21 protein-coding genes, 2 tRNA genes and 1 pseudogene are annotated in these 26256 nt (G+C 37.1%); 7 read left to right on the top strand and 17 right to left on the bottom strand.

The genetic code is table 11. From position 1 onward, the window contains the following. The first annotated feature begins 219 nt into the window (after positions 1 to 219). Both FS875_RS04590 and FS875_RS04585 read left to right on the top strand, forming a co-directional pair. Entirely contained in the window at positions 220 to 951 is a 732-nt protein-coding gene (locus tag FS875_RS04590; RefSeq protein WP_144753678.1) for an alpha/beta fold hydrolase, read from the top strand. A gap of 1189 nt (positions 952 to 2140) precedes the next feature. Continuing rightward, the gene (locus FS875_RS04585) at positions 2141 to 2947 is read left to right on the top strand and encodes an N-acetylmuramoyl-L-alanine amidase (RefSeq protein WP_144753675.1); all 807 of its coding nucleotides are present in this window, start codon (positions 2141 to 2143) and stop codon (positions 2945 to 2947) included. Positions 2948 to 4230: 1283 nt separating this feature from the next. Here FS875_RS04585 and FS875_RS04580 read toward each other — a convergent pair. Then, on the bottom strand, positions 4231 to 5445 hold the full coding sequence (locus FS875_RS04580; protein ID WP_144753672.1) for a porin: 1215 nt from the start codon (positions 5443 to 5445) through the stop codon (positions 4231 to 4233). 312 nt (positions 5446 to 5757) lie between these two features. Between FS875_RS04580 and FS875_RS04575 the strand changes: the two genes are divergently transcribed. Continuing rightward, positions 5758 to 5848 (top strand) — tRNA-Ser (locus tag FS875_RS04575). Between the two features lie 263 nt (positions 5849 to 6111). Here FS875_RS04575 and FS875_RS04570 read toward each other — a convergent pair. Continuing rightward, positions 6112 to 6582: a ThiF family adenylyltransferase gene (locus FS875_RS04570; protein ID WP_246067850.1), complete on the bottom strand. Its 471-nt coding sequence runs from the start codon at positions 6580 to 6582 to the stop codon at positions 6112 to 6114. Between the two features lie 865 nt (positions 6583 to 7447). Here FS875_RS04570 and FS875_RS04565 point away from each other — a divergent pair. Next, positions 7448 to 7945, top strand: a complete 498-nt coding sequence (locus FS875_RS04565) for a hypothetical protein (RefSeq protein ID WP_246067849.1) — start codon at positions 7448 to 7450, stop codon at positions 7943 to 7945. Positions 7946 to 8028: 83 nt separating this feature from the next. After that, entirely contained in the window at positions 8029 to 8607 is a 579-nt protein-coding gene (locus FS875_RS04560) for a hypothetical protein (RefSeq protein WP_144753667.1), read from the top strand. An 892-nt stretch (positions 8608 to 9499) separates the two neighbouring features. Here FS875_RS04560 and FS875_RS04555 read toward each other — a convergent pair. The 8 genes from FS875_RS04555 to rpmH form a co-directional block, all read right to left on the bottom strand. Next, positions 9500 to 9584 (bottom strand) — tRNA-Leu (locus FS875_RS04555). A gap of 114 nt (positions 9585 to 9698) precedes the next feature. Next, positions 9699 to 10319 carry a 2,3-bisphosphoglycerate-dependent phosphoglycerate mutase gene (locus FS875_RS04550; protein ID WP_144753665.1) on the bottom strand — a complete coding sequence of 207 codons (621 nt, stop codon included), beginning with the start codon at positions 10317 to 10319 and terminating at the stop codon, positions 9699 to 9701. 28 nt (positions 10320 to 10347) lie between these two features. After that, positions 10348 to 11160 carry a 4-hydroxy-tetrahydrodipicolinate reductase gene (gene dapB / locus FS875_RS04545; RefSeq protein WP_144753663.1) on the bottom strand — a complete coding sequence of 271 codons (813 nt, stop codon included), beginning with the start codon at positions 11158 to 11160 and terminating at the stop codon, positions 10348 to 10350. A 1087-nt stretch (positions 11161 to 12247) separates the two neighbouring features. Next, positions 12248 to 12940, bottom strand: a complete 693-nt coding sequence (locus FS875_RS04540) for a glutathione S-transferase family protein (protein ID WP_144753661.1) — start codon at positions 12938 to 12940, stop codon at positions 12248 to 12250. A 138-nt stretch (positions 12941 to 13078) separates the two neighbouring features. Continuing rightward, positions 13079 to 13723 carry a ribosome biogenesis GTP-binding protein YihA/YsxC gene (gene yihA / locus FS875_RS04535; RefSeq protein ID WP_144753659.1) on the bottom strand — a complete coding sequence of 215 codons (645 nt, stop codon included), beginning with the start codon at positions 13721 to 13723 and terminating at the stop codon, positions 13079 to 13081. After that, on the bottom strand, positions 13720 to 15582 hold the full coding sequence (gene yidC / locus FS875_RS04530) for a membrane protein insertase YidC (protein ID WP_144753656.1): 1863 nt from the start codon (positions 15580 to 15582) through the stop codon (positions 13720 to 13722). The genes yihA and yidC overlap by 4 nt, the downstream gene beginning before the upstream one ends. After that, positions 15572 to 15964, bottom strand: a complete 393-nt coding sequence (gene rnpA / locus FS875_RS04525; RefSeq protein WP_144753653.1) for a ribonuclease P protein component — start codon at positions 15962 to 15964, stop codon at positions 15572 to 15574. The genes yidC and rnpA overlap by 11 nt, the downstream gene beginning before the upstream one ends. 119 nt (positions 15965 to 16083) lie before the next feature. After that, on the bottom strand, positions 16084 to 16218 hold the full coding sequence (gene rpmH / locus FS875_RS04520; RefSeq protein WP_005864709.1) for a 50S ribosomal protein L34: 135 nt from the start codon (positions 16216 to 16218) through the stop codon (positions 16084 to 16086). Between the two features lie 590 nt (positions 16219 to 16808). Here rpmH and FS875_RS04515 point away from each other — a divergent pair. After that, positions 16809 to 17870, top strand: coding sequence for an Mrp/NBP35 family ATP-binding protein (locus tag FS875_RS04515; protein WP_144753650.1), 1062 nt, complete (start codon positions 16809 to 16811; stop codon positions 17868 to 17870). Positions 17871 to 18444: 574 nt separating this feature from the next. Here FS875_RS04515 and FS875_RS04510 read toward each other — a convergent pair. The 7 genes from FS875_RS04510 to FS875_RS04480 form a co-directional block, all read right to left on the bottom strand. Further along, positions 18445 to 19236 (bottom strand): pyrroline-5-carboxylate reductase, encoded by a 792-nt coding sequence (locus FS875_RS04510; protein ID WP_144753647.1) that lies wholly within the window; start codon positions 19234 to 19236, stop codon positions 18445 to 18447. A gap of 55 nt (positions 19237 to 19291) precedes the next feature. Beyond that, positions 19292 to 19537, bottom strand: coding sequence for a hypothetical protein (locus tag FS875_RS04505; RefSeq protein WP_144753644.1), 246 nt, complete (start codon positions 19535 to 19537; stop codon positions 19292 to 19294). A 103-nt stretch (positions 19538 to 19640) separates the two neighbouring features. After that, entirely contained in the window at positions 19641 to 20009 is a 369-nt protein-coding gene (locus FS875_RS04500) for a YraN family protein (RefSeq protein ID WP_207999969.1), read from the bottom strand. 16 nt (positions 20010 to 20025) lie between these two features. Further along, positions 20026 to 20916 (bottom strand): 16S rRNA (cytidine(1402)-2'-O)-methyltransferase, encoded by an 891-nt coding sequence (gene rsmI, locus FS875_RS04495; protein WP_144753638.1) that lies wholly within the window; start codon positions 20914 to 20916, stop codon positions 20026 to 20028. 294 nt (positions 20917 to 21210) lie between these two features. Then, on the bottom strand, positions 21211 to 22872 hold the full coding sequence (locus FS875_RS04490; RefSeq protein ID WP_144753635.1) for an electron transfer flavoprotein-ubiquinone oxidoreductase: 1662 nt from the start codon (positions 22870 to 22872) through the stop codon (positions 21211 to 21213). Positions 22873 to 23043: 171 nt separating this feature from the next. Then, a complete protein-coding gene (locus FS875_RS04485; protein WP_144753632.1) occupies positions 23044 to 23964 on the bottom strand; it encodes an electron transfer flavoprotein subunit alpha/FixB family protein in 921 nt (306 codons plus the stop codon). Between the two features lie 46 nt (positions 23965 to 24010). After that, entirely contained in the window at positions 24011 to 24757 is a 747-nt protein-coding gene (locus FS875_RS04480) for an electron transfer flavoprotein subunit beta/FixA family protein (protein WP_144753629.1), read from the bottom strand. Positions 24758 to 25271: 514 nt separating this feature from the next. Between FS875_RS04480 and FS875_RS04475 the strand changes: the two are divergent. Next, positions 25272 to 26122, top strand: a pseudogene (locus FS875_RS04475) (hypothetical protein); the annotation flags it as partial. Positions 26123 to 26256: the final 134 nt, after the last annotated feature.

The following is a 26256-nucleotide window of genomic DNA, read 5'->3' as shown; positions in this document are numbered from 1 at the left end:
TTCTGATGTTTTACACGCTTTTAAACTCTGTTATTGAGTTATTTTTTATTCAGTTGTTTAATTGAGCGGGATTAAAATTGATCATAAACTTTGTTTGAATTTAACAAATTGGTTGTTATGGGGCAACATAAAGTTTTAACATACCTTTGTATTTTCATGACATTTAGGAGAAAGAGTTTGGGCTCTGATGTGCGTTGAAGCAAGAGGAGGAATAGATCAATGAGCTGTCCTGTTGTTATTCTTTCTCCTGTGATGCCCATTTGGGATGAGGGGGCTTTTTGTGCTCCATTGACAAAGCTCTGCGCAACAAAAGGATTTCAAGTAACGCCGCTGGATACACTCTCGCTTTTTCCTAAGAGTTTTCATTTTTTCAATCATTCTGCTATCGAAATTTTATCTTTTATGATAGAAGAACTCAAAGAGTATTTTAAAGAGCCTGCGGTGTTTGTGGGATTTTCTATGGCTGGAATGTTGGTACAAATATTGGCATCACGGCTTCTTAATGTTCGGGCTGTACTTGCTGTCAATGCACCAGGCTATCCAGATAAGCTTTTGCAACGGCGCCTTGGAGATATTTTGTTTCACTTAGAAAATAATGATTTGGCGGGCGCTTTGGAAATACTCAATGTTTTTATGCATTCTTATGGAGGCACTAAAAAAAGAGTTGCCTTGGAAATTCCGAAAGATCAAAAAAGCATAGCTATTGAACGGATGACAAGGGGATTTAAACTCTTATTGGCATTGGATGCTAGAAATGAGATTGTTAAGTATAGGGGTAAGTTTTTAGCATTGGTGGGTGAAAAATCGCAACTTGCAACAGTTGATAATCAAACAAAAAGCCAATGTGTTAATCATGAATATCGAATAATTTCTGGGGCTGCTACGCGTTTGTGGGATGATAATCCTGTTATGACGAATGCAATCGTTAGCGAATGGATGGAGGGATTATGAAAAAAAGTTCTTGTGCTCTTGGGTAATGGGCTAGGACTAGAAATCGGCAAGGGGCATTGAAGGTTTTAAAGCCCATAAAAATTGTTCATTGAATTCACTTATAGTGATATGGGGCGGGAATGTTGGAAACATGAAGGAAGTTGTCTTCCTTAAACGATTTGGTGAAAAATTTTGGTAAAAATTACTGGATTTTATGCTCTTTTGCTTGCTGTTGTTGCCAGTTAAGGAAATGTCGCAAAAGAGTTTGTTTTTCATTTAAGAGAGTATCGATTTCTATATCTTTTTTCCGTTCTTCTTTAGTGCTAAAAGTTAGGTCTGTTTGCTGATAGATATTCTGTAAGATACATCATTGGTTTTCAGCGGCCTTTTCATTTTTATGTTATCGGAAAAAATATTGAAGGCTTATAGGCTGAATTGGATTTTTGCGGTGTCACTTTTCTAGCACACAATGTTGCAATAAATTTTGCACTTTAGATGAAGAGGATGAGATACAGGCATCATACGATGTTGTTTTTATCTCGCCATTAATCTCTGCTTTTGATGTTAAAATAAATAGTTTTGATTAATTCAATAGAAGAGGATTTATCTGGTTATTCCATTTAAAATACAAAACAAAGATTAATAGTCATTGTAAATTAATATATTATCTTTCATTAGGAGGATATGAAGGAAATTCAGAGACTTGGTGTTCCTCAAGCGTTTTAAATAATCGTTACTTTTTATAAATCAGGAAGAGATAGTGTGAAAAGATAGGAAACAGTATCATTGACAGAAACGCTTTGCAAATTTTATTAAAAAATATGTCCGTGAAAAGTTGATTGCAAATATGTGCTGTTTAGTTATTTGGTCTTAACTTGCTGTAAAAATTTCATAAAGTGTTTCTTTTATGCTTTTATTTAGATTGCGTAATAGTTGTGTGCTCGCTTCGAGAAAATGTTTCTCAATTGGATAGCAGGAACAGCTCTTTTTTCTGTAAGATGTGAAGATTTAAGAGGTGATCATTTTATGCTTTTATTTTCTTTTCAATTAATCATTATGTGGAAAATAATTTGATATGGTGTGTGGGGGTGGAAACAAATTTTTGACGTAATTCATCTTGATAGAAGATTCATTGTAATTTTTTCAACAACTCGTGTCCTAATCTGTTGTGATACGCGGTAATTTTTAAAGCAAAAAAGAAAGGGCTTTTATGTATCGGATTGATTACAACAGTTATCGTTCTGTTAAGAGTTTTAATCGTCGAGTTCGTTTTCTTGTCATGCATTATACGTCTATTGATTTTAAAGCCTCTGTCATGGCTCTTACAGGGGAAAAGGTTAGTGCACACTATCTTGTTCCTGATCCTTCAGAGCAGACATATCGTGAGGCTGGATTTAAGGATATGCGTATTTTTAATCTGGTTGATGAAAACGAGCGTGCGTGGCATGCGGGTGTTAGCGCATGGGCTGGGCATAGTCGTCTCAATGATACATCTATTGGGATTGAAATCGTTAATTTAGCAACAGGTCATTCTGAGTCTTCAGACGAGACCACTGATTTAATGAATCATAATGGCGAGGAGTTTAGCTTTCCTCCCTATAATCCAATACAAATTGATGCCGTTAAAGAGCTTGCATTGAATATTCTGCAACGATATCCTGATATTATGCCAACAGATGTTGTGGGGCATAGCGATATTGCTATTGGAAGAAAAAGTGATCCAGGAGCAGCTTTTCCGTGGAAAGAACTTTATAGGGTAGGGATAGGGGCATGGTATGATGATGAGACCAAAAATCACTATCAAGAACAATTTTCTAAGAGTTTTCCATCTAAGGAGGAGGTTTTGGCAAAGCTGAAATGTTATGGGTATGATATTTCAGCGGCATCTACGGAAATAGGATATAAAAATTTAATTCGAGCTTTTCAGCTTCATTTTCGTCAAGAGAACTATGACGGGATTCTTGATGTTGAAACAGCGGCAATTCTTTATGCATTGGTTGATAAATATTTTTCGTGAATTCAGTTCGTTTGAATTAAAAGATATTTTATGATAACATATAAACGCTTATTTTTTATTGATTGGTTTCATATAAAAAAGAGCGTTCATCGTTTTTTAAATTATATATTATGATATAAGGTGTTTTGTGGAAACATAACTCTATGGAAGACTTTATGATTTATATAGATGAAGTTTTACAGTTTCATTCTGCTTCCTTTAAAAGCATCCAAAGTTAAGATGTTGTGTATAATGGGATCATGCAAGATAGAATGCCTCAAACAAAAAGGGCTTCTATCGCGTGTTTACCTGTTTGTTTCAGCTTTTTTGGGTGTGTATTGCACATATATTTTACAACGGTATTCTTAAAGAGTATAGAATTCTCTGTGAAGTGTATCATCTATTGTGCATCATTATTCTTATGCTTAAATAAAGGAGAAGGTCGGCACCATTCTACACTTTTCTTGCCCTTAATGTTGAGTCGATAACCTTTGACATTTGAAACGATTCATAGGTATTTATCGTTTTTTTATTCAGCTTTTATTGCTAATCCTCTTTGTGATGTGCAAGGGAATAATTTTTCTTGATTCAACACGGAGGAATTGGGAATAAGAGAATCTGATGGTATTCAGGTTTCTTATTCAAGTTGAATAAAGATAAATTATCATTATAAATCAATATGTTGTCTTGCTTTAATGTTTTATTCTATTATGCTGCAAAATACCATCATTGAAGGTCATGATACAAGCGACATAAAGAATACAAAATTTAATTGAAGTATTTTAAAAATAAAGATAGGCAAATATTTAGGATGGGATTTTTCTGTCGTCCTTTATACAAATGAATCATAAATATCCCCTTCAAGTTTCTTCCTAGAGCAATTGAATTATTTACAAACTGATGCTGGTAGGTATTTTTGTGCTTTGAGAGGAGTGAGGTTTCTTGTTCAGTGCAGTTAAACTGAAAATTTGGGATAGAGCTCATCTAAGAAGATCATGCCTTAAATTATAGAGATTAGACTATAATTTACCAAAAGAAAGATCAATTAGATAATAAAGCAGTGAAGGGCACGCTTTAAAGAGCAAGAAAAAGATTGTTTGAATTGATGGCTAACATTCTATGAAGTCTTTTTTATCAAGCTTATAAGGTTAACCATTCTAAAAATATTTTTGTGCAATTAAGTCACCTTTTGTCAGAAGGATTAAGAAAATAAGTATCCGGAAAGGTTGCTTATGATATTTGATTGCAAAAATAAAAACTGGCGACTTATGTCGCCAGTTCTTCAAAGCTCTAGCTTATTAGAATTAGAATGAACGCTGTAAACGGATCATACCTTGGAATGCACTTTTTCCATGAAAGAAAGGTTTTTCATTATCATGTGCATCCTTTATAACGCGATCATCGTTCCAAGAAACGTAGGTCAATTCAGGTGTAATCACAAGACCTGGAACCAGCGTGTATGCAATATTGACAGATGTTGCAAAGGTTTTTACAGCACTATAAGAAATTTGAGCATTTAAATCTGCTTTTGGCGTAAGTTTGTAAGTAGCACCAGCCCAAGCAGCCCATTTACCGCCCCAGTTTGCATAGATCGTTGTGCTGCGTCGTGATAACTCACCATCTGCATTTTCGGTGTAGTAATCAACACCATTTTTATAACCAGCCATTACCCATAGGTTGAAACGGTCGTTAACATTGAAATCTGCACGTATTTTGCCAGCCCACTTTTTATAGTAAGCATCATATGCTGCAACGGCTGAAAAACCACCCCATTTTTGCATAAACTTTATACCCAAAACCACATTAGGGGTGTAATTCTTAATTGCTTTACTTGGAAGCGTATCGTTTGTGATAGGAACAAGTTTCCCATCTTTCTCAATATAGCTGTCTCCTATTGTTCTTTCCTTTGGTGCTTCAGGAAGAGAATCTGCATTATTGCCTACTTCAACTCCGATAATAGCAGAAAAGCCGGCATCACCGTTAAAGGTATAAGAAATAAAATTGGTGCGTGTTGTACCGGCAGGTGCTACGCTGTCGTCATTGAGAACATTTCCATAACCACCAGTCCAGCTGCTGAAAATGGTATCGTCAAGACCTACACGAAATCCACCAAGTTCAATATAAGCGGCTGAAAGTCTTGCACCAGCGCCATTTTTACCATCACCCCAGCTTGAGAAAATTCTCGCATATGAACGAAGGGTTCCCATTTCTGTTTCAGAGGCTGCTTGAAAAACAAGAGTAAGCCGTGATGATGAGCCGTAGGTTTTTCTTTTGTTGTTTAGTTCAGCTTCGGTTGTTGCATCAATATTACCACCGCCAACAAAATCAGCACGAACACTTCCTGACAAACGCATGCAGGTTTCTGTTCCAGGGATATAGAAATATCCTTTTCCGTAGGCATCACAAACGCGAACATATTCTACGGGTTCAGGTTCGGCAACAACTTTTGAAGCAGCATGTGCTCCAGAAATTGCTAAAAAAGCTGCTGTAGAGCTTAAAAAGAGGGATTTAATATTCATATGGGATCTCCAAGGTCCGTTTAATTTTCTTCTAAAGAATATCATTTGCCTAATGCATTAAAGACAAAGGCATAAGTAAAATACGCGGTACTTATTATTCTAGCTATACTAATATTTTGAGAGTTTCAAATATGAAATGAACTTTTTGTAATGTATTCATGTACTATTCGAGAAGATGTTGTAAAAAAGACACAATTTTTGTTTCATTAATTTTTGCTTCCTATGGAGTCAATCAAGAAAAAATTTCAGATAGTTGGGAAAAAAATAGAAAATGTCTTGAACTTTCTATTGATACCATTTATGCAACTCCTTGGAGAGGTGGCCGAGTGGTCGAAGGCGCTCCCCTGCTAAGGGAGTAGGGCTCAAAAGGCTCTCGAGAGTTCGAATCTCTTCCTCTCCGCCATTATTCAGTAAAATCAGTATTTATATAATAAGTTAGAAAACTTTGGTTCTTTTGACTTATCTTTCTTTTTATCCTATCCCAATTTCTGTTGTTTTTTAATTGTTTCTATTGTTAGACACTTTCTATCAGTTGTTTTGATATAGAGCGATGCTCTTTTATTTTTAGTTCAACCAAACAGTGCTTTTATTCGCAAAACCTTATTAGCATTTACATGAACCGTGCGTAGAGCCATAGGTGAGAGCAAGAGTGCGTGGTCTGTTCATTTATGTTGTTCCACAAACCTTACAGTGAGGATTTTTCTTGAGAGAGCGTTCTTCTATGAAGAGCTGGCTGCTCCATATTCCCACGCGGCGATCAGTGGAAAGAAGGCTTCCATAACCACCCAAAAATTTAAGAGCATCATTAGCACACATGGCGGCTGAAAGAGTATTCATAGGAGGAAATGTAGCAACTTTGAAGTTATTATTAATCATAACACAAGCATCATAAATAAGATGGTCACTTTTTGCCGGAAGATTGCCTAGGGATGAGCTGCATGCGTAACAACCAGTTTGCTCGGGTATGTAAAATGGACCAAAGACAGCTATATCATTAACATAGCCAGAATTTATATAGGCTTGTTTATTTTTTACACACCATTCATTGATCCATACTCCTAGCTGATCAGGAGAATCAGCAAAAATAATCCATAAATCAGCTTTGGGTAACTTTTTGATATCTTTTTTTACGCTCATCAACACTTGTATGTCCCCCATTCCTCTTTAACTGTTTCTCCGTAGCAATTTACGTCTAAAAACAGTTGTTTTCAGAACTCATCTTTCTTTATTTATTAAAAAATTGTCTGGCAAGGTCGGTTACTTCGATTACATTATTACGATTAAGAATTAAATTTCTCATCCATAAGGAGTATTGCATGATACATCGTGACTCAATATATAAATCTCACCATATCCGTCAAATGACGATCCTCTTTTGCAAACCGGTATCCTAAATAGAAAATCAATAACCGTTACTTTTATCATAAAAATGACAACCTAAAAGAGCGCTTATTGAAGATATTCTTTAGAGATTACAGATAGAAAAAATGAAGAAGTCAAACATGAGATGAAAGCTTTTATCTCATGACAAATAATGGTGAATTTTAAACTTCACCTACAGTTTTTTGATTCACTGCGCTGTAAGAGAAATCAAATTCCCTCATTTTATGAGAGGAAGTATAATTACTAATTAAAATATTACTTTTGAGTGATTTATAATATTATATAAATTCTTTCTAATTCACGTATAAAGTGATTAAATTTTTTCTATGGATATATAGAACTAAACAGACAAGTTTATAAACACTCTGTTGAATAAATTAGTTTTTATAGATTTATTTTTTGTATAATTTATCCTTTTTATTTTTATCGTAGATTATTCTAAAGAGATTGAATAAATTTCATTTCGAATCTTTTGATGATAATTTAGGTATTTATTTTAAGGTATTTTGTACGAGAAAATAGAAAAATGTTTACAAAAAAAATTCTGTTGAGAGAAGGCTTATTGCTTATCATATTTTTGCTGACATATCTTGTTTCCTCCTCGTATGGTTATACGGGCGTGGATAAATTATTTTGTTCCCAAGTCGTTAAGGAGCGGGATGATGCTGTTCAGAGGCTGGATTCCGTTGAGTTTGAAAAGGAAAATGCGCAACGGGGATGGAATGATACAATGAAGGTATTAGGGATAGCGGTAGAAGATTTGAAGAGAGTAGCTCTTGAACAGCAGGAACTCTATTTGGCATTGCTGAAAACGATGCCAAACAACAAACAACTTACTTATAAATATGAGATAACGCAAAGACGAAACGCTGCAATTTTTGAGCGGCTTGAGAAGGTTTTTACGCTATTTGAACATGTTGAGAAAAGAACAGAAGCCTTTCGCGCTTTAAACAAAATCGATCAATTTAAGGATCAATCTCAGTCATTACATACTTTAGAAGTGGTTTCTAAACATCATGGGCATATTGATGGACTTAATAAAGAACTTGAAAGGCTTAATCACGAAGTTGATCGTTTAAACAAGAAACTTCAAAGTCTGAAAAAAATATCGCGATAAAGAAACAGAAAGTTGTTTATTGATGCAATGGGGAAGAATGCATCAGATGATTAACAACGATGTCATTGAAAAAGGAATAAACGGTGGGATTTGCAATAGTACTTATCATATCCGTTATGATTATTATAGGAACTCTTTGTTTTTTGTGTAACAGGAACTGTGAAAGAGCGGAAAAAGATCGATGGAAAAGATATGGAAAGGCGCGAGAAATACGCTCTGAAAATGAAGAATCAAATGAGACCAGCATAAAAAGAAACACGACCAAAGAAACACAACCATTGCATGAGACACTTCAAAATCTAGATCATAAAGTTTCGAGAGTCTCTTCAGCATTTGACACAGAATCTAGAGTTTTAGCGTTTAAAGAAGCTATGGAACTTTCATTGAAGGATTATAAAATAATCTTCTGCATATTTATAATCAATGTGGCTTTAGGTTCTGTTGTCCGGATGTTAGGTGAAGCCGATAGAGAGTTCGATATTCTTACTCTTATATGTATTTTTATTGCATTCATTTTCTTATGTTTTTTTATAGCTTCTCCGATTATTTTAATTTTACACATACGATTGACAAAGAAATTGAAAAAACAACTTCAGCAATTAGAAGATACTTTTGAGCAGCGAGATAAAGCACTTACAGTACAAAAAAGGAGAAAAAAATGACGGTTTTTATAATATTGTTTTTTCTCGCTACAATAATTATTAGTTGTGTTTTAAACATAGCAATTATCACGCTTTATTATTCTTTTTTTAAGTGTTCGAAATTGTATAAAAAGGTCGTGGCAGAATTAGAAGAAGCGATTAAAGAACGAGATGTGGCACTCGAGGGATTATTCGAGAAAGAACAATAAAAGCAGTACAGAGTTTCAAATTTTTTTGTAGTACCCGTTTTTTAAACATGAAGATGTTTCATACTGATGATTGAATAGATTGTTTCATGTTTTAGATAGAATAAAAAAGAGGGTTTTAAAAATAGAACTCAGATGCGTCTTTAGAATTTTTATCTTCTGTTGCAGATTGGTAAAAGTCTGTACCTATTGATATGGAAACCAAAATCATAGAGCTTTTAGAGCAAGAAAAGACTTTTTTAAAAAAGGAGTTTCTCCTTCTCGAAACAATTCTACAATCGAACTTTCTACTCTGCTGCAACATGAAACTGTTATTATGTGTATGAGCGTTTTAGATGGTTTGACACAAGAGAGCTTTCTAGCACTCAAAAAATTATTAGAATTTATCTAAAATGTATTTTTTAGAGGCATTGAGAAAAATTATTTTCTCAATTTTGTTATAGCATCTCTTGCGTTTAAAAATGGCAAATTACACACAATAAAAAAGAGCATACTGCTCTAGAGAGATCTTTAAATATTTTGATTTTTGAGAAGTATAAATCCTTTGCGTATTAAGGATAATAAAAATATCTTCAAAAGAAGTCTTGATTTAAAATAATTGAGGGACGTATTAAAAAATCCTATACCCTTATGTTTATTTGAATGGCCTTCACATAAAAATGTGTATAAAACAAATAAATTACTATTATTGTTGATGTAAAGTTAAATGGTGCCCGGAAGAGGACTCGAACCTCCACGCCTTGCGGCACAGGTACCTGAAACCTGCGCGTCTACCAATTCCGCCATCTGGGCTTATGAAAATCATCTAAGCGTGTGAAGCAATTCTGTCAATAAAATTATAGAATTTATTTTCTCTATTTAAAATGATTGAATTAACCCTTTGGAGGACATCATGATTTTGAAGGTTTAAGGTGTGATGATTGTCTTTGATGCAATGGTTGAATCGGGATTAAAGGTGTAAAGAATAGGAATACCGGTTGCTAATTCTTGAGATATAATTTGCTCACTAGTGAGACCTTCAAGCGCCATAATAAGAGCACGAAGAGAATTTCCATGTGCTGCGATCAAAACAGTTTGAGAGCGTAAAATATGAGGCTGGATATGATAAAGATAATAAGGCCAAATACGTGCACCAGTATCGCGTAGACTTTCTCCATTCGGGGGGGCAATCGTATAGGAGCGGCGCCACATTTGCACTTGCTCTTGCCCCCATTGTTGGCGTACTTCATCTTTGTTTAAACCAGAGAGATCTCCATAGTTACGTTCATTTAATGCAGAGTTTTTGATCACTTCTAAATTTGATTGTCCCATTTGCTCTAAAATGTGTTGAGCTGTTTTTTGGGCACGCTGTAAAGCAGATGTATATGCGATATCAAACTTTAAACCAGATTCTTTTAGTTTTTTTCCTGCTGCTATCGCTTCAGCATGACCTTTTTCTGTTAAATCAGGGTCTTTCCAACCCGTAAAAAGGTTTTTGAGATTCCATTCGCTTTGTCCGTGACGGATAAGTACAAGTGTGCGTCCCATTATGAATTGCCTCTATTTTATTGATTGTTTAAAATTCATCGTTTAATCCCAAGACATCGAGCATTGAATAAAGACCATTTTCATGGTTTTTGGCCCATAAAGCTGCTTTTAATGCGCCATTGGCAAAGATGGAGCGTTCTTGCGCTGTATGGGAAAGAACAATGCGCTCATGGGAACCGGCAAAAATGACATTGTGTTCGCCAACAACTGTTCCACCCCGTGAACAAGAAAAGCCAATGGAGCCTTTTTCGCGTTTCCCTGTATGGCCAGTGCGTTCGTTGACACGTACATCTTGCAGTATAACATTTCGACCTTCAGCTGCTGCTTGTCCAAGAAGAAGGGCTGTTCCAGAAGGGGCATCAACTTTGTTCGCATGATGCATTTCGTAAATTTCAATATCAAAATCATTGGCTTCTAATGCTTTGGCTGCTTTCTTTACAAGGTTGGCTAAGAGATTTATTCCAAGGCTCATATTTCCGGATTTGACAATTGTTGTATGTTTCGCAAACTCTGCAATTTTTTCTTCTTCTGTTTTGCTAAATCCTGTGGTGCCTATAATATGGACAAGTTTTCTTTGAGCAGCATAGTGAGCATAAAGAATACTCGCTTGGGGTTGTGAAAAATCTACAATCCCTTCTGTGTTTGAAAAAGCTTTTTCGGGATCATCTGTGATGCAAACCCCAAGAGAATCTGAACCAATTAAGGTAGAGGCGTCTTTTCCTACAAAAGGCGAGCCTTTGCGCACAAGAACGGCACAAAGCTCTACATCTTTCCTAAGCTCGGTTGCTGTAATGAGTTCACGTCCCATTCTTCCATTTGCACCAACAACTGTAAGGCGCATTTTTATCTCCTTATGATGCTTTACTGCTCCGTAGTATAGGCAAATTCTTGTCTTCTTTCCAACCGTTCTTTTTCTTAATATAGGGAAAAATTTTTTCCTACTTTAATTTATCCTTTTGTACTGTAAAATTTTATCGTTTAAGGTAAGTAATATAAGATTTACAAATTTACAGAGAGATATTTTTTGTTAGATCATGTGATGGATAGAGTAAAGCTTGCTTGAAAAGCCTAAGAGTAGGTGCACATTGCTTGATACTTTTATTTCTCCCGTTCCTTAATGGGGCACGTTTTTCATGTAAAATAGAATATTTCAAACAAAATACACTTAACTTATGCGCTCGTCTTAAAGAAATAGGGGGTCAATGCTCTTCAAGCTCGTTTTATGATGGTGCGCTTGAAGGGTATAAAGAGAAAATCTCCATAAATAATATAAAATCTATTCTGTACGGTTACTTTTCATAAAAGCATAAATTGGGGGGCACCATCATACGCTTTACTAGCCCTTGGAACTTAAAATGTTCATAGGTATTTTTATACAATTTTTTACACACCAAATATTATCTATCAATAAAAACACATAAAAGGAGGAAAAAGCAGGAAGATGTCTGAAAAGTTGGATTGTTGATACATGGGGGTTGGTTGGATTATTCATTTTTTAGGAAAGCTCGTTGGCAAAAATTGTTATTTTGTAAAAATACATGATAACGCTTTTTTAGTAAGAGTAAGCCGTTATGTATGAGAGTATGTTTTTTCATAGATTGGGAAGAATGGAGGGAAATCTAAGCATTAAGCATTGTTATTTTATTGCCCTCTCTTTCTACTGGTCCTGCAGCTCTTATCTTTAAAGAGGGACTTTAAAATTTTTTGTGAAATATTTTTATCTCTATACTAATCTTTTTATAAAAATGATTTTGGGAGAGCATGATAAGAGGGGTTGAAATAAGAGAGTATGATGGGTTCTTATTTTCTATTCAATAAGATTATGAATCAATCTATTCTTGTATTTTTATAGGCAGGCATAAAAATTTATAAATTGAGAAGTTTTCTTTAGATAAAATTTATTTTTACTTGTGTTTGTGAGAGGAGACTTAGAAATCAAGATCAGCATAGTGAGTACTTGCAACAATTCCGCGGACACGATCTGTTAAAAGAGAACGAAAAGAAGGTCGTGATTTAATTCGCATATACCAGTCTTTGGCAGCGGGGGATTGTTCCCAGTCAATTTCCCCTAGAAAGTCAAGGACAGAAACAGCGGCTGCTGCTGCTAGATCAGCATAGGACAAGGAAGAACCCACTAAGCTATCGCGAGAGGCACACAGCCAATTGAGATAGCTCATATGGGGTGGAATATTGGCTCGTGCATTGCGTAAAATTTGCGAATTGGGAGCGCCTCCGCCAATGGAGAGAGGCATTTCACGTTTATGGATTCTTTCTCGTACAATATGGCGCGTTGCTTCATTTTCAAATTTATTTAAAAACCAGTCGTTAAGACGGCGTACTTCCGCACGATCTAAAGGATTTTCTGGAAAGAGTTTATTTTCTTGTCGTAAACTTCCATGGGTCTCATCTAAATATTCACAGATAACAAAGGGACCTGATAATGGAATTTCGTGTTCATCGAGAAAAACAGGAACATGACCGGCGGGATTGAGAGCAAGAAATTCGTGTCTTCTTGCCCATTCATATTCTTCAATCAGTTGAGTGGTTACACCGTATTCCCCAAGAATGAGGCGTATGAAGCGCGAAGAAGTAGAGAGGGGAGAGTGAAAAAGTGTCAGCATAATTTACACAATTAAATAGAGTGGATAAGAATTCTTTCAAGTCATCCTTTTATAAAGATGCTTGATGAGAAGTACAAGATCATTAGCAGCCGCTGGCAATTATGCTTAATAAATTGTTAATAATATGAATGCCTTCTCTTATGCAATGGTTTGCAAAATAGCAGTACGTAATTCTTCCAAACCATATGATTTTTCTGAAGAGGTTGCAAGGATCTCAGGATAGGCTGCTGGACGTTTGAGAAGCTTTGTTTGTGTGGTCACCATTAATTTTTCCAAAGCATTTGATTTGATTTTATCGCTTTTTGTCAAAACAATTTGGTAAGAAACGGCTGCCTTATCAAGGAGTGTAAGAACGTCTTCATCATTATTTTTGATTCCGTGCCGTGAATCAATCAAAAGATACACACGCTTTAGTGTTGTGCGTCCCCGTAAATAGCTAAAAATCAAATTTGTCCAAGCATCAACCAGATTTTTAGGCGCAGCAGCAAAACCATAACCTGGCATATCTACCAATGCAAAAGGGGGAAGGTCTTCTTTTTGTCCACTGAAGCCATCGGGGACAAAATAATTAAGCTCTTGAGTGCGTCCTGGTGTATTTGAGGTTCGTGCTAAGCCTTTTTGCTGGACAAGTGCGTTGATTAAAGATGATTTTCCAACATTGGAACGTCCCGCAAATGCGATTTCTGGTGGTCCTTCAGGGGGAAGAAAGCGTATTGCGGGGACACCACGAATAAAAACCCAATTGTGAGAAAAAATTCCAGAAAGGAAAGAATCTCTTGTCATTCTTGCACTTCTTTTGGGGACTGCACTTCTTTTTTAGGTGTTTTTTTCCACATGGCTTTCAAATTATCAAAAAGCTCAATTTTAACTCCTTGGCGCTTCATCATGATACCTTGCTGAATGATTGACAATATATTGTTCCATGCCCAATAGATAACAAGACCAACAGGGAAGGAGGCGAGCATAAAAGTAAAGACAACAGGCATCCATGTGAAGATCATCGCTTGAGTTTGGTCTTGAGGAGCGGGATTCATACGCATTTGTAGAAACATCGTTATTCCCATAATCAAAGGCCATGCACCAATCATAAGAAATGCTGGCGTTGTATAGGGCAAGAGACCAAACAAGTTGAAAAGAGACGTTGGATCGGGAGCCGCTAAATCTTGAATCCAGCCAAAGAAAGGTGCATGGCGCATTTCAATGGTGATATAGAGAACTTTATAAAGAGCAAAGAATATTGGAAATTGAACCAACATTGGCCAACAACCAGCAAGGGGATTTATTCTTTCGGTTTTGTACAGTTCTATGATTGCTTGCTGTTGTTTGTTTCGATCATCGGGGTATTTTTCTTTTATTTCTAGCAACCGCGGTTGTATAAGCTTCATGCGCGCCATAGATTTATAAGATTTATTGGCGAGAGGGAAAAGAAGTGTTTTTAAAAGCACTGTGACTAGAAGGATGGCAATACCAAAATTTCCTGTTTGCTTATAAAGAATGTCAATGAGGGCAAACATAGGTTTTGTGATGAAATCAAACCAGCCCCAATCAATTAAGAGAGCAAACTTGTTGATTTTTAGGTCATTTTGATAGTGATTAATGATTTCAACTTGTTTTGCACCAGCAAAAAGGCGATTTGTAACGGTTTTTGTTTCATTGGGGGCTATCGTTAAAGGCGATCCTAGCAAGTCAGATTGATAATGTGTTTGCAAACGATCAAAATAAATAAAACGGCTTGTATATTCTTGATCTTGCGGGGGAATAACCGCTACAGCCCAATATTTATCGGTAATACCAATCCAGCCTCCTGTGACTTTGGAAAAAGTCATGCTCTTTTGTCCATTATCAGGATTTGGATCAAGCTCTGCTAAGGTTTTATATTTTTCAGTTTTGAGCGAATCTCCAGCAATACCGATCATCCCCTCATGAAGTAAATAGGTGGCATTTGTATGTTCTGGTGGTGCTGCACGTGCAACGCGGGCATAGGATGAGAGATAAATCGGTTGATCACTTTCATTGCTGATAGAATCCTCAATGGTAAACATGTAATGATCATCAACAGAAAGGGTACGGCGGAAGATTTGCCCTTGTCCGTTATTATAAATTAAAGTGATGGGTGTTGCAGGTGTTAGGGTTGTATTGTTCCCCTCTATTTGCCACTGTGTATCGGATTGTGGTAAGGCTTTTGCGGGCAAAGATGCACTTGTAAAGCCAAATTCGGCCAAGTAGGTCGTTTTAAATCCTTTAGGATTCAGTAAATCGATTTCCGGTGATTTTTTATCGACGGTTACACGATATCTCTTGAGGAAAAGATCATCAAATTGTGCTCCGACAAGATTAATAGAGCCTTCCAATTCATCTGTTTTGATCGCGATACGCTCTGTTTTGGCTAATACTGCTTTCCGAATTTCAGGAGTCATTGGGTGCTCGATGAGCGATGTTTCTTGATGTGTTGAGGGATCGTCAGAAGAATTCGTCGTGGGAGTAGAAAGGGTTGACTGTTGTTTTGACAATTGCTGTTGTTGCGCGATGACTTGTTGTTTTTGTAACTTTGCTTGTTGGGGAGCAACATGAAGAAATTGCCATGCGATGAGCACTACGAAAGATAAGCCAATAGCGATAAAGAAATTGCGGTTATATTCCATTCGTATTCCCTTGTTGTCGTTGCTGATATTTTGTTTTTGGTTTTATTCGCCGATTTAATTCACTAATCAAAGATGTGAAAGGCGCATATAATGCATCACGATACGCTACAATGACATAGTCAGTCCCTGCTTCCATGTGATTTACTACACCAACTCTCACGGCTTCACGCAAACGCCTTTTGATACGATTACGCTTTACAGCATTACCGTTTTTACGGGTAACAGTGAAGCCTACACGCGCAACAAGAGAAGATTTTCTTTCTGTTGTTTGTTCACGAGATTTAACTTCGAGTAAAAATAAAGGACCACGTCGTTTCTCTCCTGTACGAACAGCCAAAAAGTCTGCTCTTTTGCGAATGCGGCAGGGATGTTTTTTCTTCATAAAAGAACATTTCGCAATTTCACTAAATGCTTAGTAAGCCAAGCATTAGAGGTTCATAACAAAAGTTTCACAACGAAGAAATAATGAGCAGTCCTCAACGGTTGTGAAAATTTAAATGGTTAAGCAGAGAGCCGCTTACGTCCACGAGCACGTCTTGCAGCAATAACTTTACGCCCTCCAGCTGTTGCCATGCGTGCACGAAATCCATGGCGGCGTTTACGGACAAGTTTAGATGGTTGGTACGTACGTTTCATTTATTTAAATACCGCGGAGTGCGGCCCTTCTTAATCTTCGTTTTATGAGCAGTTCTGCGTGTGATGAACAATTTTATCCTATCAGACAGCTGTTAATCCATAAGAAAAAATATGAAAAAAGTCAATCTTAGATTGTTTTTCTCTCACTTGAAAAAATATAAAGCACCTTATAACTGTTTGTGACACTTTTTTTATGATACTTTAGAAAATGTCAGAAAATAGCGATTGAGTCTAAAAAAATAAATGACAAGGGCGTTAAAGACTTACAAAAAAGCGTGACAGATTATTGTATGCTTAATTTAAAAATACTTTGATATGAGAGTTTTTCTCAAGCTTTGTGTTTTATAAAATCCTTATCAGAATATTTATTAAAGTGTTGGCGTACAAACGTGATTAATGGTCTTTTAATAGCAGATTTTATGCCTGAGTTTCTTTATTTAAGGGTGGTTTTGTGTTTTTAAAGAGATAAAATATAAGTCACTTATACTTTATAATTCTTAAACTAAAGTAGAAAATGTTAAGTGATGAACCTGTCCGTATTTTTCGTTCTTATGCTTGTATTTGTTGGTATTTTATAGAGAGGAAAGAGTGTGGATCCTATCACAAGTAAGATTGTCCGTAACGTGTTACGTCAAATCAAAGGACCAGATCTTGAAAGAGATATTGTATCATTGGGGCTTGTTTCAGAAATATTAATTGCTGATGGCAAGGTTTTCTTTTCCATTACAGTTCCTGATGGACGTGTGCAAGAATGGGAAACATTGCGTCGTTCTGCGGAAGAGCTGGTGTGTGCTTTGGAGGGGATCCAATCTGTTGTTGTTACGCTTACAGCAGAAAAAACAACAAAGGTAATACCTCGACGTAGAGCGAATCTCTTGCCTGTGAAAATGCCCATAGAAGGTGTACGTCATGTCATTGCTGTTGCTTCTGGAAAAGGGGGGGTGGGAAAATCGACGATGGCGATCAATATCGCCCTAGCTTTACAAGATTCAGGTTTCAAAACAGGGGTGATGGATGCAGATATCTATGGTCCATCCTTGCCACGTTTGACAGGACTTGTTAACCAAAAACCAATGCTCATGGGAGAAAAAAAGATTCAACCTCTTGAAAAATTTGGTCTTAAATTAATGTCAATGGGATTTTTGGTTGAGGAAGAAAAACCGGTGGTATGGCGTGGTCCTATGGTTATGGCTGCTGTAACGCAATTGTTACGAGATGTTGTATGGGGACCTTTGGACGTTTTAGTCGTCGATATGCCGCCGGGTACAGGGGATGCACAACTAACGCTTGCACAGCAGGTACAATTAACGGGGGCACTGGTTGTTTCTACACCGCAGGATCTTGCTTTAGTTGATGCACGTAAAGCGATAGAAATGTTCATGAAAGTCAATGTTCCTATTTTAGGACTGATTGAGAATATGAGTTATTTTATCGCTCCTGATACAGGAAAACGCTACGATATTTTTGGTCATGGTGGAGCACGAGGAGAAGCTGAACGTCGAGAGGTTCCGTTCTTAGCAGAAATACCGCTTGATGCTGCTTTACGATTTTCTTCAGATGAGGGGATGCCTATTTTTGTTGCTCAGCCTGATGGTGAGCATGCTCAACGGTATCGCACAATTATTGATCAAATAAAAAATAAACTCTTTTGAATGTATATTTGTTTAAGAGTATTTGCTAAAATACAACGACGAAATGTATGAAAATAGTTGCTCCTTTGTAAGGGAAATATGAATTATAATCTGGAAAAATGATTTTCTATGTTTTTACGTAACAACAAAATTCTCAAGAATATATTGATGTTTCTCATGCAAGGTTTGTTTTAAAGAGAATAGCCTCAAGGCAGTTCAACCGTCTCACGAGAGGGCTTGTGAATGGTTATAACGTGAAAACTCTTGTGAAGTGTATAGATCTCATATCATTTTTACTTCAATAAAAGAGAAAACCATATCCATTATGTTTTTTGCTCTCTCAATGTTGTTTCTCCTTTATAATGGACAAACAAATATTTTTTATTTCATGATAAGAAAAAGTAAAATGGGAAAAGATTTATTTCTATTCATGTCTATTAAAAGGATGATGAAATTAAAGGAATAGGTATTTTAAAAGCCCGTTTGCTCTGCTCTTGAAAGATCTATAGCAGACAATTTTATCCATTTATGTTCACAAAAAGCTAAATTAATTGATCCATAGTTCTCTCTTAATTGAGATGAGAAAAAATGTTGGTTAAGTCTTTTTAGAAGCGTTCATTTTTTGTAAAGTTGCCTCAAGAGCCGTTGTTAAAGCTCTTTTTCCTCCTTGATGAGAAAAATAATTTGACAAAAATTCATTTGTTCCCCCCTTTGTTGAAAATTCTTTTTCAAGCAATGCAAAATTAAGAGTGGTAGAACGATCCGTTGCTATAATTTTACGCATTTCATCCGTAAGGTTTCCAAACATCATGGTAAGAAACTCTGCTGATTGCTGTTTTTTCAACCCCTGTGTTATAAACCATTGATGGGCTGTTTCTATAAAATTAAAGTATACGCCCATAAGAGAGCCTGCTGTCATAAAAAGATTAAACTGTTCTTCTTCCTCTAGTACCAATGTGCCCCCCAATGTATCAAATAAGGTGCGTAAAAAGGGGTGATCGGGATAAATTGGTGTCAAATTTTTGCACTCTGCGACAAAAGGTAACGGAACAGCGCGATAAACTTTATGGTTGATCCACGCTTCCACTTCTGCCGCTGTTGCCATAGCGAGAACGGAAATAACTAGTTGCTCTGGACGAAAACGAAGAGAGCGCAAAATGCCTTCTGCAATTTGGTTTGGTAAACAGAGAAAAACACACTCACTCACATCGAGCAACGCTTGATTATTTTCAGCAATTACAACTTTATCATAAGTGCGTGAAAGACGCTCTGCTATTTGTGCATTGCGCGGTGAAACAATAATGGAAGAAACATTAAAGGCGCTTGTCATGAGTCCATCAATTATGCAAGCGCTGATTGTACCTGTTCCCAAAAAGCCAAGTTTCATTTTTATTCCTCAGTTTTATCTTTTAAAAGGAATCTCAACCAACAGTAGAGATGTTTTAACTAACATAAATGCTAATTGAAGAAGCAACGCAGAGCATTGCAAGAATAATCAATCCCAAATAGATTTTTGGTTTGTCAAACAGAACGGCAAAAGCAGAAAACCACCCCACAACAGCTGCAGCTAATGCAAATAAAAAACCTGGTTTATTCATCAGGACAATATGCATTGCCATTAAACCACCAATAATCAGCGCTCCAAAAACAATGAGCAAACCTGTTGCAAACTTTTCATAATCATCCATATTTCGCTCCTTATAGCGCTCAAACGGTTATAGACTTTTTAACGCATATACACATAAAGGCGAAATGTTTTTTATTGAGTATGGTTAAAACGTGGCTCGCCTCTTATTGATCAGAGGTAAAAAATGCGGGGATATGCTGTGGCAAACGCCAAGGTAAAATTGCTATCAAATCAAAGCGTACAGATAAAAGGGCATAATCTTTTTGTCGTGCGAGCCAAATATCGGCTGCTGCCTCAATTCGCCTTTCATTCATACGGGAAACCGCTTCCATTGCTTCTGCCAACGTTGAACGTGCTTTAACTTCAACAATTAATACAAGATTTCCACGTCGTGCAATTAAATCAATTTCCCCACACTTTGTTTTAAAACGCATTGCGGCTATGTGAAATCCTTTGAAACGCAACCACCAAGCGGCTAACTTTTCTGCACGAACTCCTCTATAAAAAGACTTTTGTCTTTGTTTTTTTTGTATCGTCTTACGCATGATTTTACGCATTTTTTAGAAAAATTAACCGCTGAAAAAGTTCCTGCTTTTTAAATCCTGTCTTTTTTGCAACCAAAGCTGCGGCTTGAGCCGCGGAATGTATCTGCGCGTGTTCTAATAATATTTCATCAACTTCTTGATCCGTCATTACATTTAAAGAAGGCGATGATGATTCTCCAACAAGCACAACAATTTCTCCACGAATCTGTGTTTGTTTTTTATAATTCTCCAACAAACTTCCCAAATTAGAAACGTCTACAGTTTCAAACTTTTTTGTTAATTCACGACAAATGGCGGCAGGTCTATCCGCCGAAAAAAGAGTGACCATATCTTGTAAAGTTTCAATAAGACGATGCGGTGATTCATAAAAAATCAAAGTCGCTGGAATCTCTTTTAATTGTTTCAATCGTTTTTGACGCTGTGCTTTGCGGGCACTCAAAAAACCTGCAAAGAAAAAGCTGTCGGTTGGAAGCCCTGTCGGTATCAGAGCAGCTAAAAGAGCGGAGGCTCCAGGGATTGGAATAATTTTATGACCTTCCTTGCGGGCTTCTTCGACTAATCGAAATCCAGGATCTGAAATAAGCGGTGTTCCCGCATCTGAAATGAGCGCTATCGTTTTATTTTCTGCTAAAGCTGCTAAGAGCTTTGGACCTGCTTTTTGCGCATTATGTTCATGATAGAGAAAAGTTTTTTTTTGAATACCGTAACGTTCCAACAAAACACGTGTGACCCGCGTATCCTCACACGCTAAAATATCAACGCTTGCTAGCACTTGCAAAGCACGAAGCGTAATATCTGCAAGATTTCCAATAGGCGTTGCTACAAGATAAAGCCCTGGCTCTATAATGGGGGCTGAATAAGCATGCGCACCTATAAAATATGCTTTTTCACACATGCTCTTTTCTCTTCATCAAATTCCCCTTACCACAATAAGATTTTTATCTATACTCATAAGCTGTTTGTGCTCACTTTTTATCAGTACATTTTTATCATTACAACGGCTTATTTGCTTGTGCCTCCTTACTGAAATAGTTGGTTACTTCACAATAGAATAACTTTTTGTATCGTGAAAGAGTTTAATATATGAAGGTGATCGATAGATTGCTGATCTTAAGGGAAATATCGTGATCCATTGTGTTTTGTCTTTTTTAATTTTAGGAGAATGAACAATGATGATATTAGAGAGAGGTTACATATTGGGATAGAAGGGACCTTCGCTGCCTTGTGGACAAGTCCAGGTAATGTTTTGGTTTGGATCTTTGAGGTCGCACGTTTTACAATGTATGCAATTTGAAGCGTTGATCCTATAGGTTAGATGATCATGAGACTCTAGCCATTCGTAGACAGCGGCGGGGCAATAGCGTGTGGAAGGTCCTCCATAGATTGCATATTCGGAGTCCTTTTGTTTTTCCAATGAGGTTATTTTTAAATGACAAGGCTGATTTTCTTCATGGTGTGTATTGGAAAGGGCAACACTTGTCAGGCGGTCAAAAGTTATAATACCATCGGGTTTTGGGTAAGTAATGGGGTGAAATTTTTCTGCTGGTTCAAGACAGGCATAATCTTCCTTGCCATGGGAGAGTGTTTTAAATAAGGAAAATCCGAACAGTTGTTGCCACCACATATCAAAACCGGCAAGTTTAATTCCATATTTTGTGCCATATTTTGCCCAAAGCGGTTTGGCATTTCGCACTTTATAAAGATCTTTGCCAATGGGTCCTTTTCGCCATTGTTCTTCGATTTCTTTGACTTCATCATGGGCACGACCTTGTGCAAGAGCAGTAGCAATTTTATCGGCGGCTAATATGCCCGATAAGATGGCATTGTGTGATCCTTTGATACGAGGAACATTGACAAGACCAGCAGAGCAGCCAATAAGCACTCCACCAGGAAAGGTGAGTTTTGGTACCGATTGCCACCCACCTTCACTGATTACACGCGCCCCATAGGAAAGACGTTTTGCTCCTTTGAAGACCTCATAGAGTTTTGGATGGGTTTTAAAACGTTGAAATTCTTCAAAGGGAGAAAGATAAGGATTTTTATAATCTAAGTGCACAACAAAACCGATGGAAATGATATTATTTTCTTGGTGATAAAGAAAACCACCCCCGCCGGTATGATTGTCTAAGGGCCAACCGGTGAAATGTTGAACTAAACCGCGTTGGTGTTTTTGCGGTTCAATTTCCCAGAGCTCTTTGAGACCAAGACCAAACTTTTGGGGTTCACGATTTTTGTTAAGGTTGAATGTTTGTATCAGTTGTTTTGCAATGGAGCCGCGTGCGCCTTCCGCAATTAGTGTATATTTTGCCAATAATGCCATACCAGGCATATAATTTTTTCCAGGGGTTCCATCTTTATTACGTCCCATATCCCCGGTGAGAACACCAATGATGGCTCCGTTCTCATTCTGGATGGTCTCTGTTGCGGCAAAACCTGGATAAATTTCTACACCCAGTGCTTCGGCTTTTTTGCTTAGCCAGCGGCAAACATCCCCCAGTGAAACGATATAACATCCGTCATTGGATAAGATTTTTGGGTACAAGATATTGGGTAATCGTGTCGCTTTTTGGGGCTTTAGAAAAAAAAACTGGTCACGGGTAACAGGGGTTGTGAAGGGATGGTCGTGATCACTTCTCCATTTTGGTAAGAGTGTATCAATACCGATGGGGTCGACAACAGCGCCAGAGAGAATATGGGCGCCAACTTCAGTTCCTTTTTCAACAATTGTGACAGAAAGCTCAGGATTAATTTGTTTCAGACGAATTGCAGCAGAAAGCCCTGCAGGACCCGCTCCGACAATGACGATGTCAAATTCCATACTTTCACGCTGGTCATGCAGAGGTGCTTTCATGGCTTATAAAGCTTTCTCCAATTCTGGGACAGTTTGGCGTGGATTGCCCACAAGAGGTAAAACAACGATTTGCATGGCGAAAAGTTCTATTGGTGTTGGTTTTCTATTTGAACAATGACTTTAGTGAAATTTTATCTCTTCCTGTTGAAGATGTTGAGAGGTATTCATAGCTTATAAAGCTTTCTCCAACTCTGGAATAATTTGGTGGAGATCACCGACAAGGGCGTAATTGGCAATTTGCATGATGGGTGCTTCTTCATCTTTATTAATGGCAACGATAACTTGTGCATCCATTATACCGGCTAAATGCTGGATTGCACCGGAAATGCCAACAGCGATATAGAGTTTTGGGGCAACGACTTTTCCTGTTTGTCCAATTTGCCAATCATTGGGAGCATAGCCTGCGTCAACGGCTGCGCGGCTGGCACCTAAAGCAGCATTTAATTTGTTTGCAAGGGGAAGAAGGAGGTCCATAAATTGTTCTTGTGAACCAAGACCACGTCCACCTGAGATAATAACACGTGCAGAGGTAAGATCAGGACGATCACTTTTGTTGGTTTCTGCTTTTACGAAAGAAGAAAGATTGGGATTGGGCGCTGGTGTTATTGTTTTAATGGGTGCAGAATTATTTTGGGAAGGCGTTGGTGTGAAAGAGGCTGTGCGAACGGTGATAATCTTTTTGTGATCATTACTGCGGACAGTTTCAATTGCATTGCCTGCATAAATGGGCCGTTTGAAAGTATTGGGTGAAAGAACGGCAATAATATCTGAAATTTGCATAAGATCAAGAAGGGCAGCTACGCGCGGCATCACATTTTTTCCAGTACTGTTGGATGGTGCCATGATCACCTCATAATCATTGGCTAGTGTAATAATTGTATCAGCCATAGGCTCAGCCAGTTGATGGACTAAATAGTCAGCCTCAGCAATAAGAACTTGTCGTATACCATTAAGTTTAGCACTCTTTTCTGCTATCGTTTTAATGTTTTCTCCGCAAACTAAAATATCGATATCGCCCCCCAGTGCATGCGCAGCGGTGAGTGCTTTTGCGGTTTCTTCTGTATGATGATCGGCTAATAAAAGAATTGCCATAATTTTTTACCTTTTTATGTGAGTACGGCTTTTACTCTAGAGAATATTAAATGCAGTTTTTTTGTTTTAGTGCGCTGACAAGCTCTGCTACATTAGCAACTTTAATCCCAGATTGACGGGGTTTTGGCTCTTCAACACTTAAAATTGTTAGGCGCGCTTTTGTATCGATACCAAGATCAGTAAGAGCTTTTTGTTCAATGATTTTCTTTTTTGCTTTCATGATATTGGGAAGAGAGGTGTAACGCGGTTCATTGAGCCGTAAATCGGTTGTCATAACTACGGGAAGGGGAAGGCAAAGGGTTTGTGTTCCATTATCAACCTCACGTGTAATAGTAGCATGCCCATTTTCTATGTTAAGATGTGAGGTAAAGGTTGCCTGTCCCCAACCAAGAAGAGCGGCGAGCATTTGTCCAGTTTGGTTGCTATCATCATCAATTGCTTGTTTTCCTAAAAAGACCATATTGGGTTTTTCTTCATCAACAATGGCTTTAAGAACCTTAGCGATGCTTAAGGGTTCAAGTGTTTCATCTGTCGTGATAAGAAGTGCGCGATCAGCTCCCATGGCAAGCCCTGTTCGTAAAGTTTCTTGGGCTGCTTCTGGTCCAATTGAAACAAGAACAACTTCTGAAATTTTACCAGATTCTTTTTGACGAATTGCCTCCTCAACGGCTATCTCGTCAAAGGGATTCATAGACATTTTTACATGAGACAGATCAACGCCTGTATTATCGGGCTTGACGCGTATCTTGATGTTATAATCAACCACACGTTTGACAGCGACAATTATCTTCATGATGATCCTCTTTATTTGTATGATCACAAGTTTATAGCAATAATCATAAGAAACCAAATTGTTTAGAATGAAGCCTTATTTATTATAACTTGTGTTCTCTTTCATATAAGCTTTTTTATGTTTACTTGTACTTTCTTATCGTCATTTTCAATCGTCATCTCTTTTGCATTTTTATAATTGCCTTATTTGCTTGAATAAAAAGTAAAAAAAATAATCTGTCTTGGAAGAATATTCTTTTGTCGTTTCATAGGCTTTGTTTATGATGGTGCAATAGGGACTTTATACGATGAAAAATGAAGCGAAAAAATAAAAGTGGGGCAATGATTTTATGCTTTAAATCTTAAGGGTAGAAAAATTAAAGATCTTCTTTCAAATATTTTAGATAAAGATTGGGAAAAATATTTTTAACAAAAATTTTTAGGGAATTCTTAAAGCTCTATTTACTAAAATAGAGCATACTTTCTAATCATTTCTTGTGATTCTTTTCAAAAAGGTTAATGAGGGGTAGGCGTTTGTGAATACGAAGGGTCATACGAACGACCAGGTTGCCAATCAGGTTCGGAGTGATCAACCTTCTTCTTTTATAAAGCAGAAGGAGAGAGTGGGTACGCCTGTGGAAGTAACAATGTCGGATATTGCTCAAAAATTACGCACTGTTTATTCACAAATGCAAATGAAGCCTTCACCTCGTCCTTTGAATCAGCAGGGGATTGTTGAGGAACATTTTAAATCTTACTTAGATGATATTAGTCGGGCCATTTTGGCTGAATATTATATTCGTCGTCAGAGGGAAAAGAGACTTTTTGAGTCTTTAGAGCAGATTAAAATGCTTGTTCAAAATTTACAGAGTGAAAAAAAAAGCTCAGAAGAAGCTGCGATAAAACGAAGGATATCTCATTCAAAATTATCTGATTCTGTTGTACAGAAACTTGCTCAGATGGAGTGTGAGAAAAATCAAGAACGCTTATCCCTTCAAAAGGCGCAAAATTTTTCAGGACAAAAAAGTATAACGCCACTTCAAACAAATGTTGAGAATGTGTTGCAGCAAGAAAATAGAAGTTCTCTATCCAGTGATGCACTTTTGCCAAGCGATGCTTTGAAGTCTTCTTTTAAAAAGACTGAAGGAGCAGCGGAGCATACTGTGATAGAAGAAAAAGGTATAGGGGGTCCAACATCTAACCATTGCTCAGTATCTCATCATTGCATTGAGAATGATTTTTCTCCTCCCTTAAAAGCGCAGTCTCGCAGATATATCTCTTTTTTATCTTATTGGTTTAAAAAAATGCCCTTTGTTTTTTAACCATTGCATTTATAGGTGTGATAACATTATGTTTTTATAGCTTTTTAAAAGGAGCTCATTTTTTTAGTTTTTACGCTGTTTATGTTAATAGATGTGAAATATATTACGCATTCCTAAATTGTGCGAAAGCTATTGCAATTGAAATTATTTTTTTAAACACGCAACAGAGATTATTAGAAAAGAAGAGAGTTGGAGAAAG

The organism is Bartonella saheliensis, assembly GCF_902162175.1.
The sequence above is the reverse complement of the archived record's forward strand: the minus strand, read 5'-3'. Positions and strand labels throughout refer to the sequence as shown.

Coding starts and splice junctions, on each gene's coding strand:
- FS875_RS04585 (WP_144753675.1), top strand. CDS start 2,141: ATGTATCGGATTGATTACAACAGTTATCGTTCTGTTAAGAGTTTTAAT.
- dapB (WP_144753663.1), bottom strand. CDS start 11,160: ATGCGCCTTACAGTTGTTGGTGCAAATGGAAGAATGGGACGTGAACTC.
- FS875_RS04580 (WP_144753672.1), bottom strand. CDS start 5,445: ATGAATATTAAATCCCTCTTTTTAAGCTCTACAGCAGCTTTTTTAGCA.
- rpmH (WP_005864709.1), bottom strand. CDS start 16,218: ATGAAACGTACGTACCAACCATCTAAACTTGTCCGTAAACGCCGCCAT.
- FS875_RS04490 (WP_144753635.1), bottom strand. CDS start 22,872: ATGAAAGCACCTCTGCATGACCAGCGTGAAAGTATGGAATTTGACATC.
- FS875_RS04485 (WP_144753632.1), bottom strand. CDS start 23,964: ATGGCAATTCTTTTATTAGCCGATCATCATACAGAAGAAACCGCAAAA.
- yidC (WP_144753656.1), bottom strand. CDS start 15,582: ATGGAATATAACCGCAATTTCTTTATCGCTATTGGCTTATCTTTCGTA.
- FS875_RS04510 (WP_144753647.1), bottom strand. CDS start 19,236: ATGAAACTTGGCTTTTTGGGAACAGGTACAATCAGCGCTTGCATAATT.
- FS875_RS04570 (WP_246067850.1), bottom strand. CDS start 6,582: ATGAGCGTAAAAAAAGATATCAAAAAGTTACCCAAAGCTGATTTATGG.
- FS875_RS04480 (WP_144753629.1), bottom strand. CDS start 24,757: ATGAAGATAATTGTCGCTGTCAAACGTGTGGTTGATTATAACATCAAG.
- FS875_RS04540 (WP_144753661.1), bottom strand. CDS start 12,940: ATGCTGACACTTTTTCACTCTCCCCTCTCTACTTCTTCGCGCTTCATA.
- rsmI (WP_144753638.1), bottom strand. CDS start 20,916: ATGTGTGAAAAAGCATATTTTATAGGTGCGCATGCTTATTCAGCCCCC.
- FS875_RS04505 (WP_144753644.1), bottom strand. CDS start 19,537: ATGGATGATTATGAAAAGTTTGCAACAGGTTTGCTCATTGTTTTTGGA.
- FS875_RS04590 (WP_144753678.1), top strand. CDS start 220: ATGAGCTGTCCTGTTGTTATTCTTTCTCCTGTGATGCCCATTTGGGAT.
- rnpA (WP_144753653.1), bottom strand. CDS start 15,964: ATGAAGAAAAAACATCCCTGCCGCATTCGCAAAAGAGCAGACTTTTTG.
- yihA (WP_144753659.1), bottom strand. CDS start 13,723: ATGACAAGAGATTCTTTCCTTTCTGGAATTTTTTCTCACAATTGGGTT.
- FS875_RS04550 (WP_144753665.1), bottom strand. CDS start 10,319: ATGGGACGCACACTTGTACTTATCCGTCACGGACAAAGCGAATGGAAT.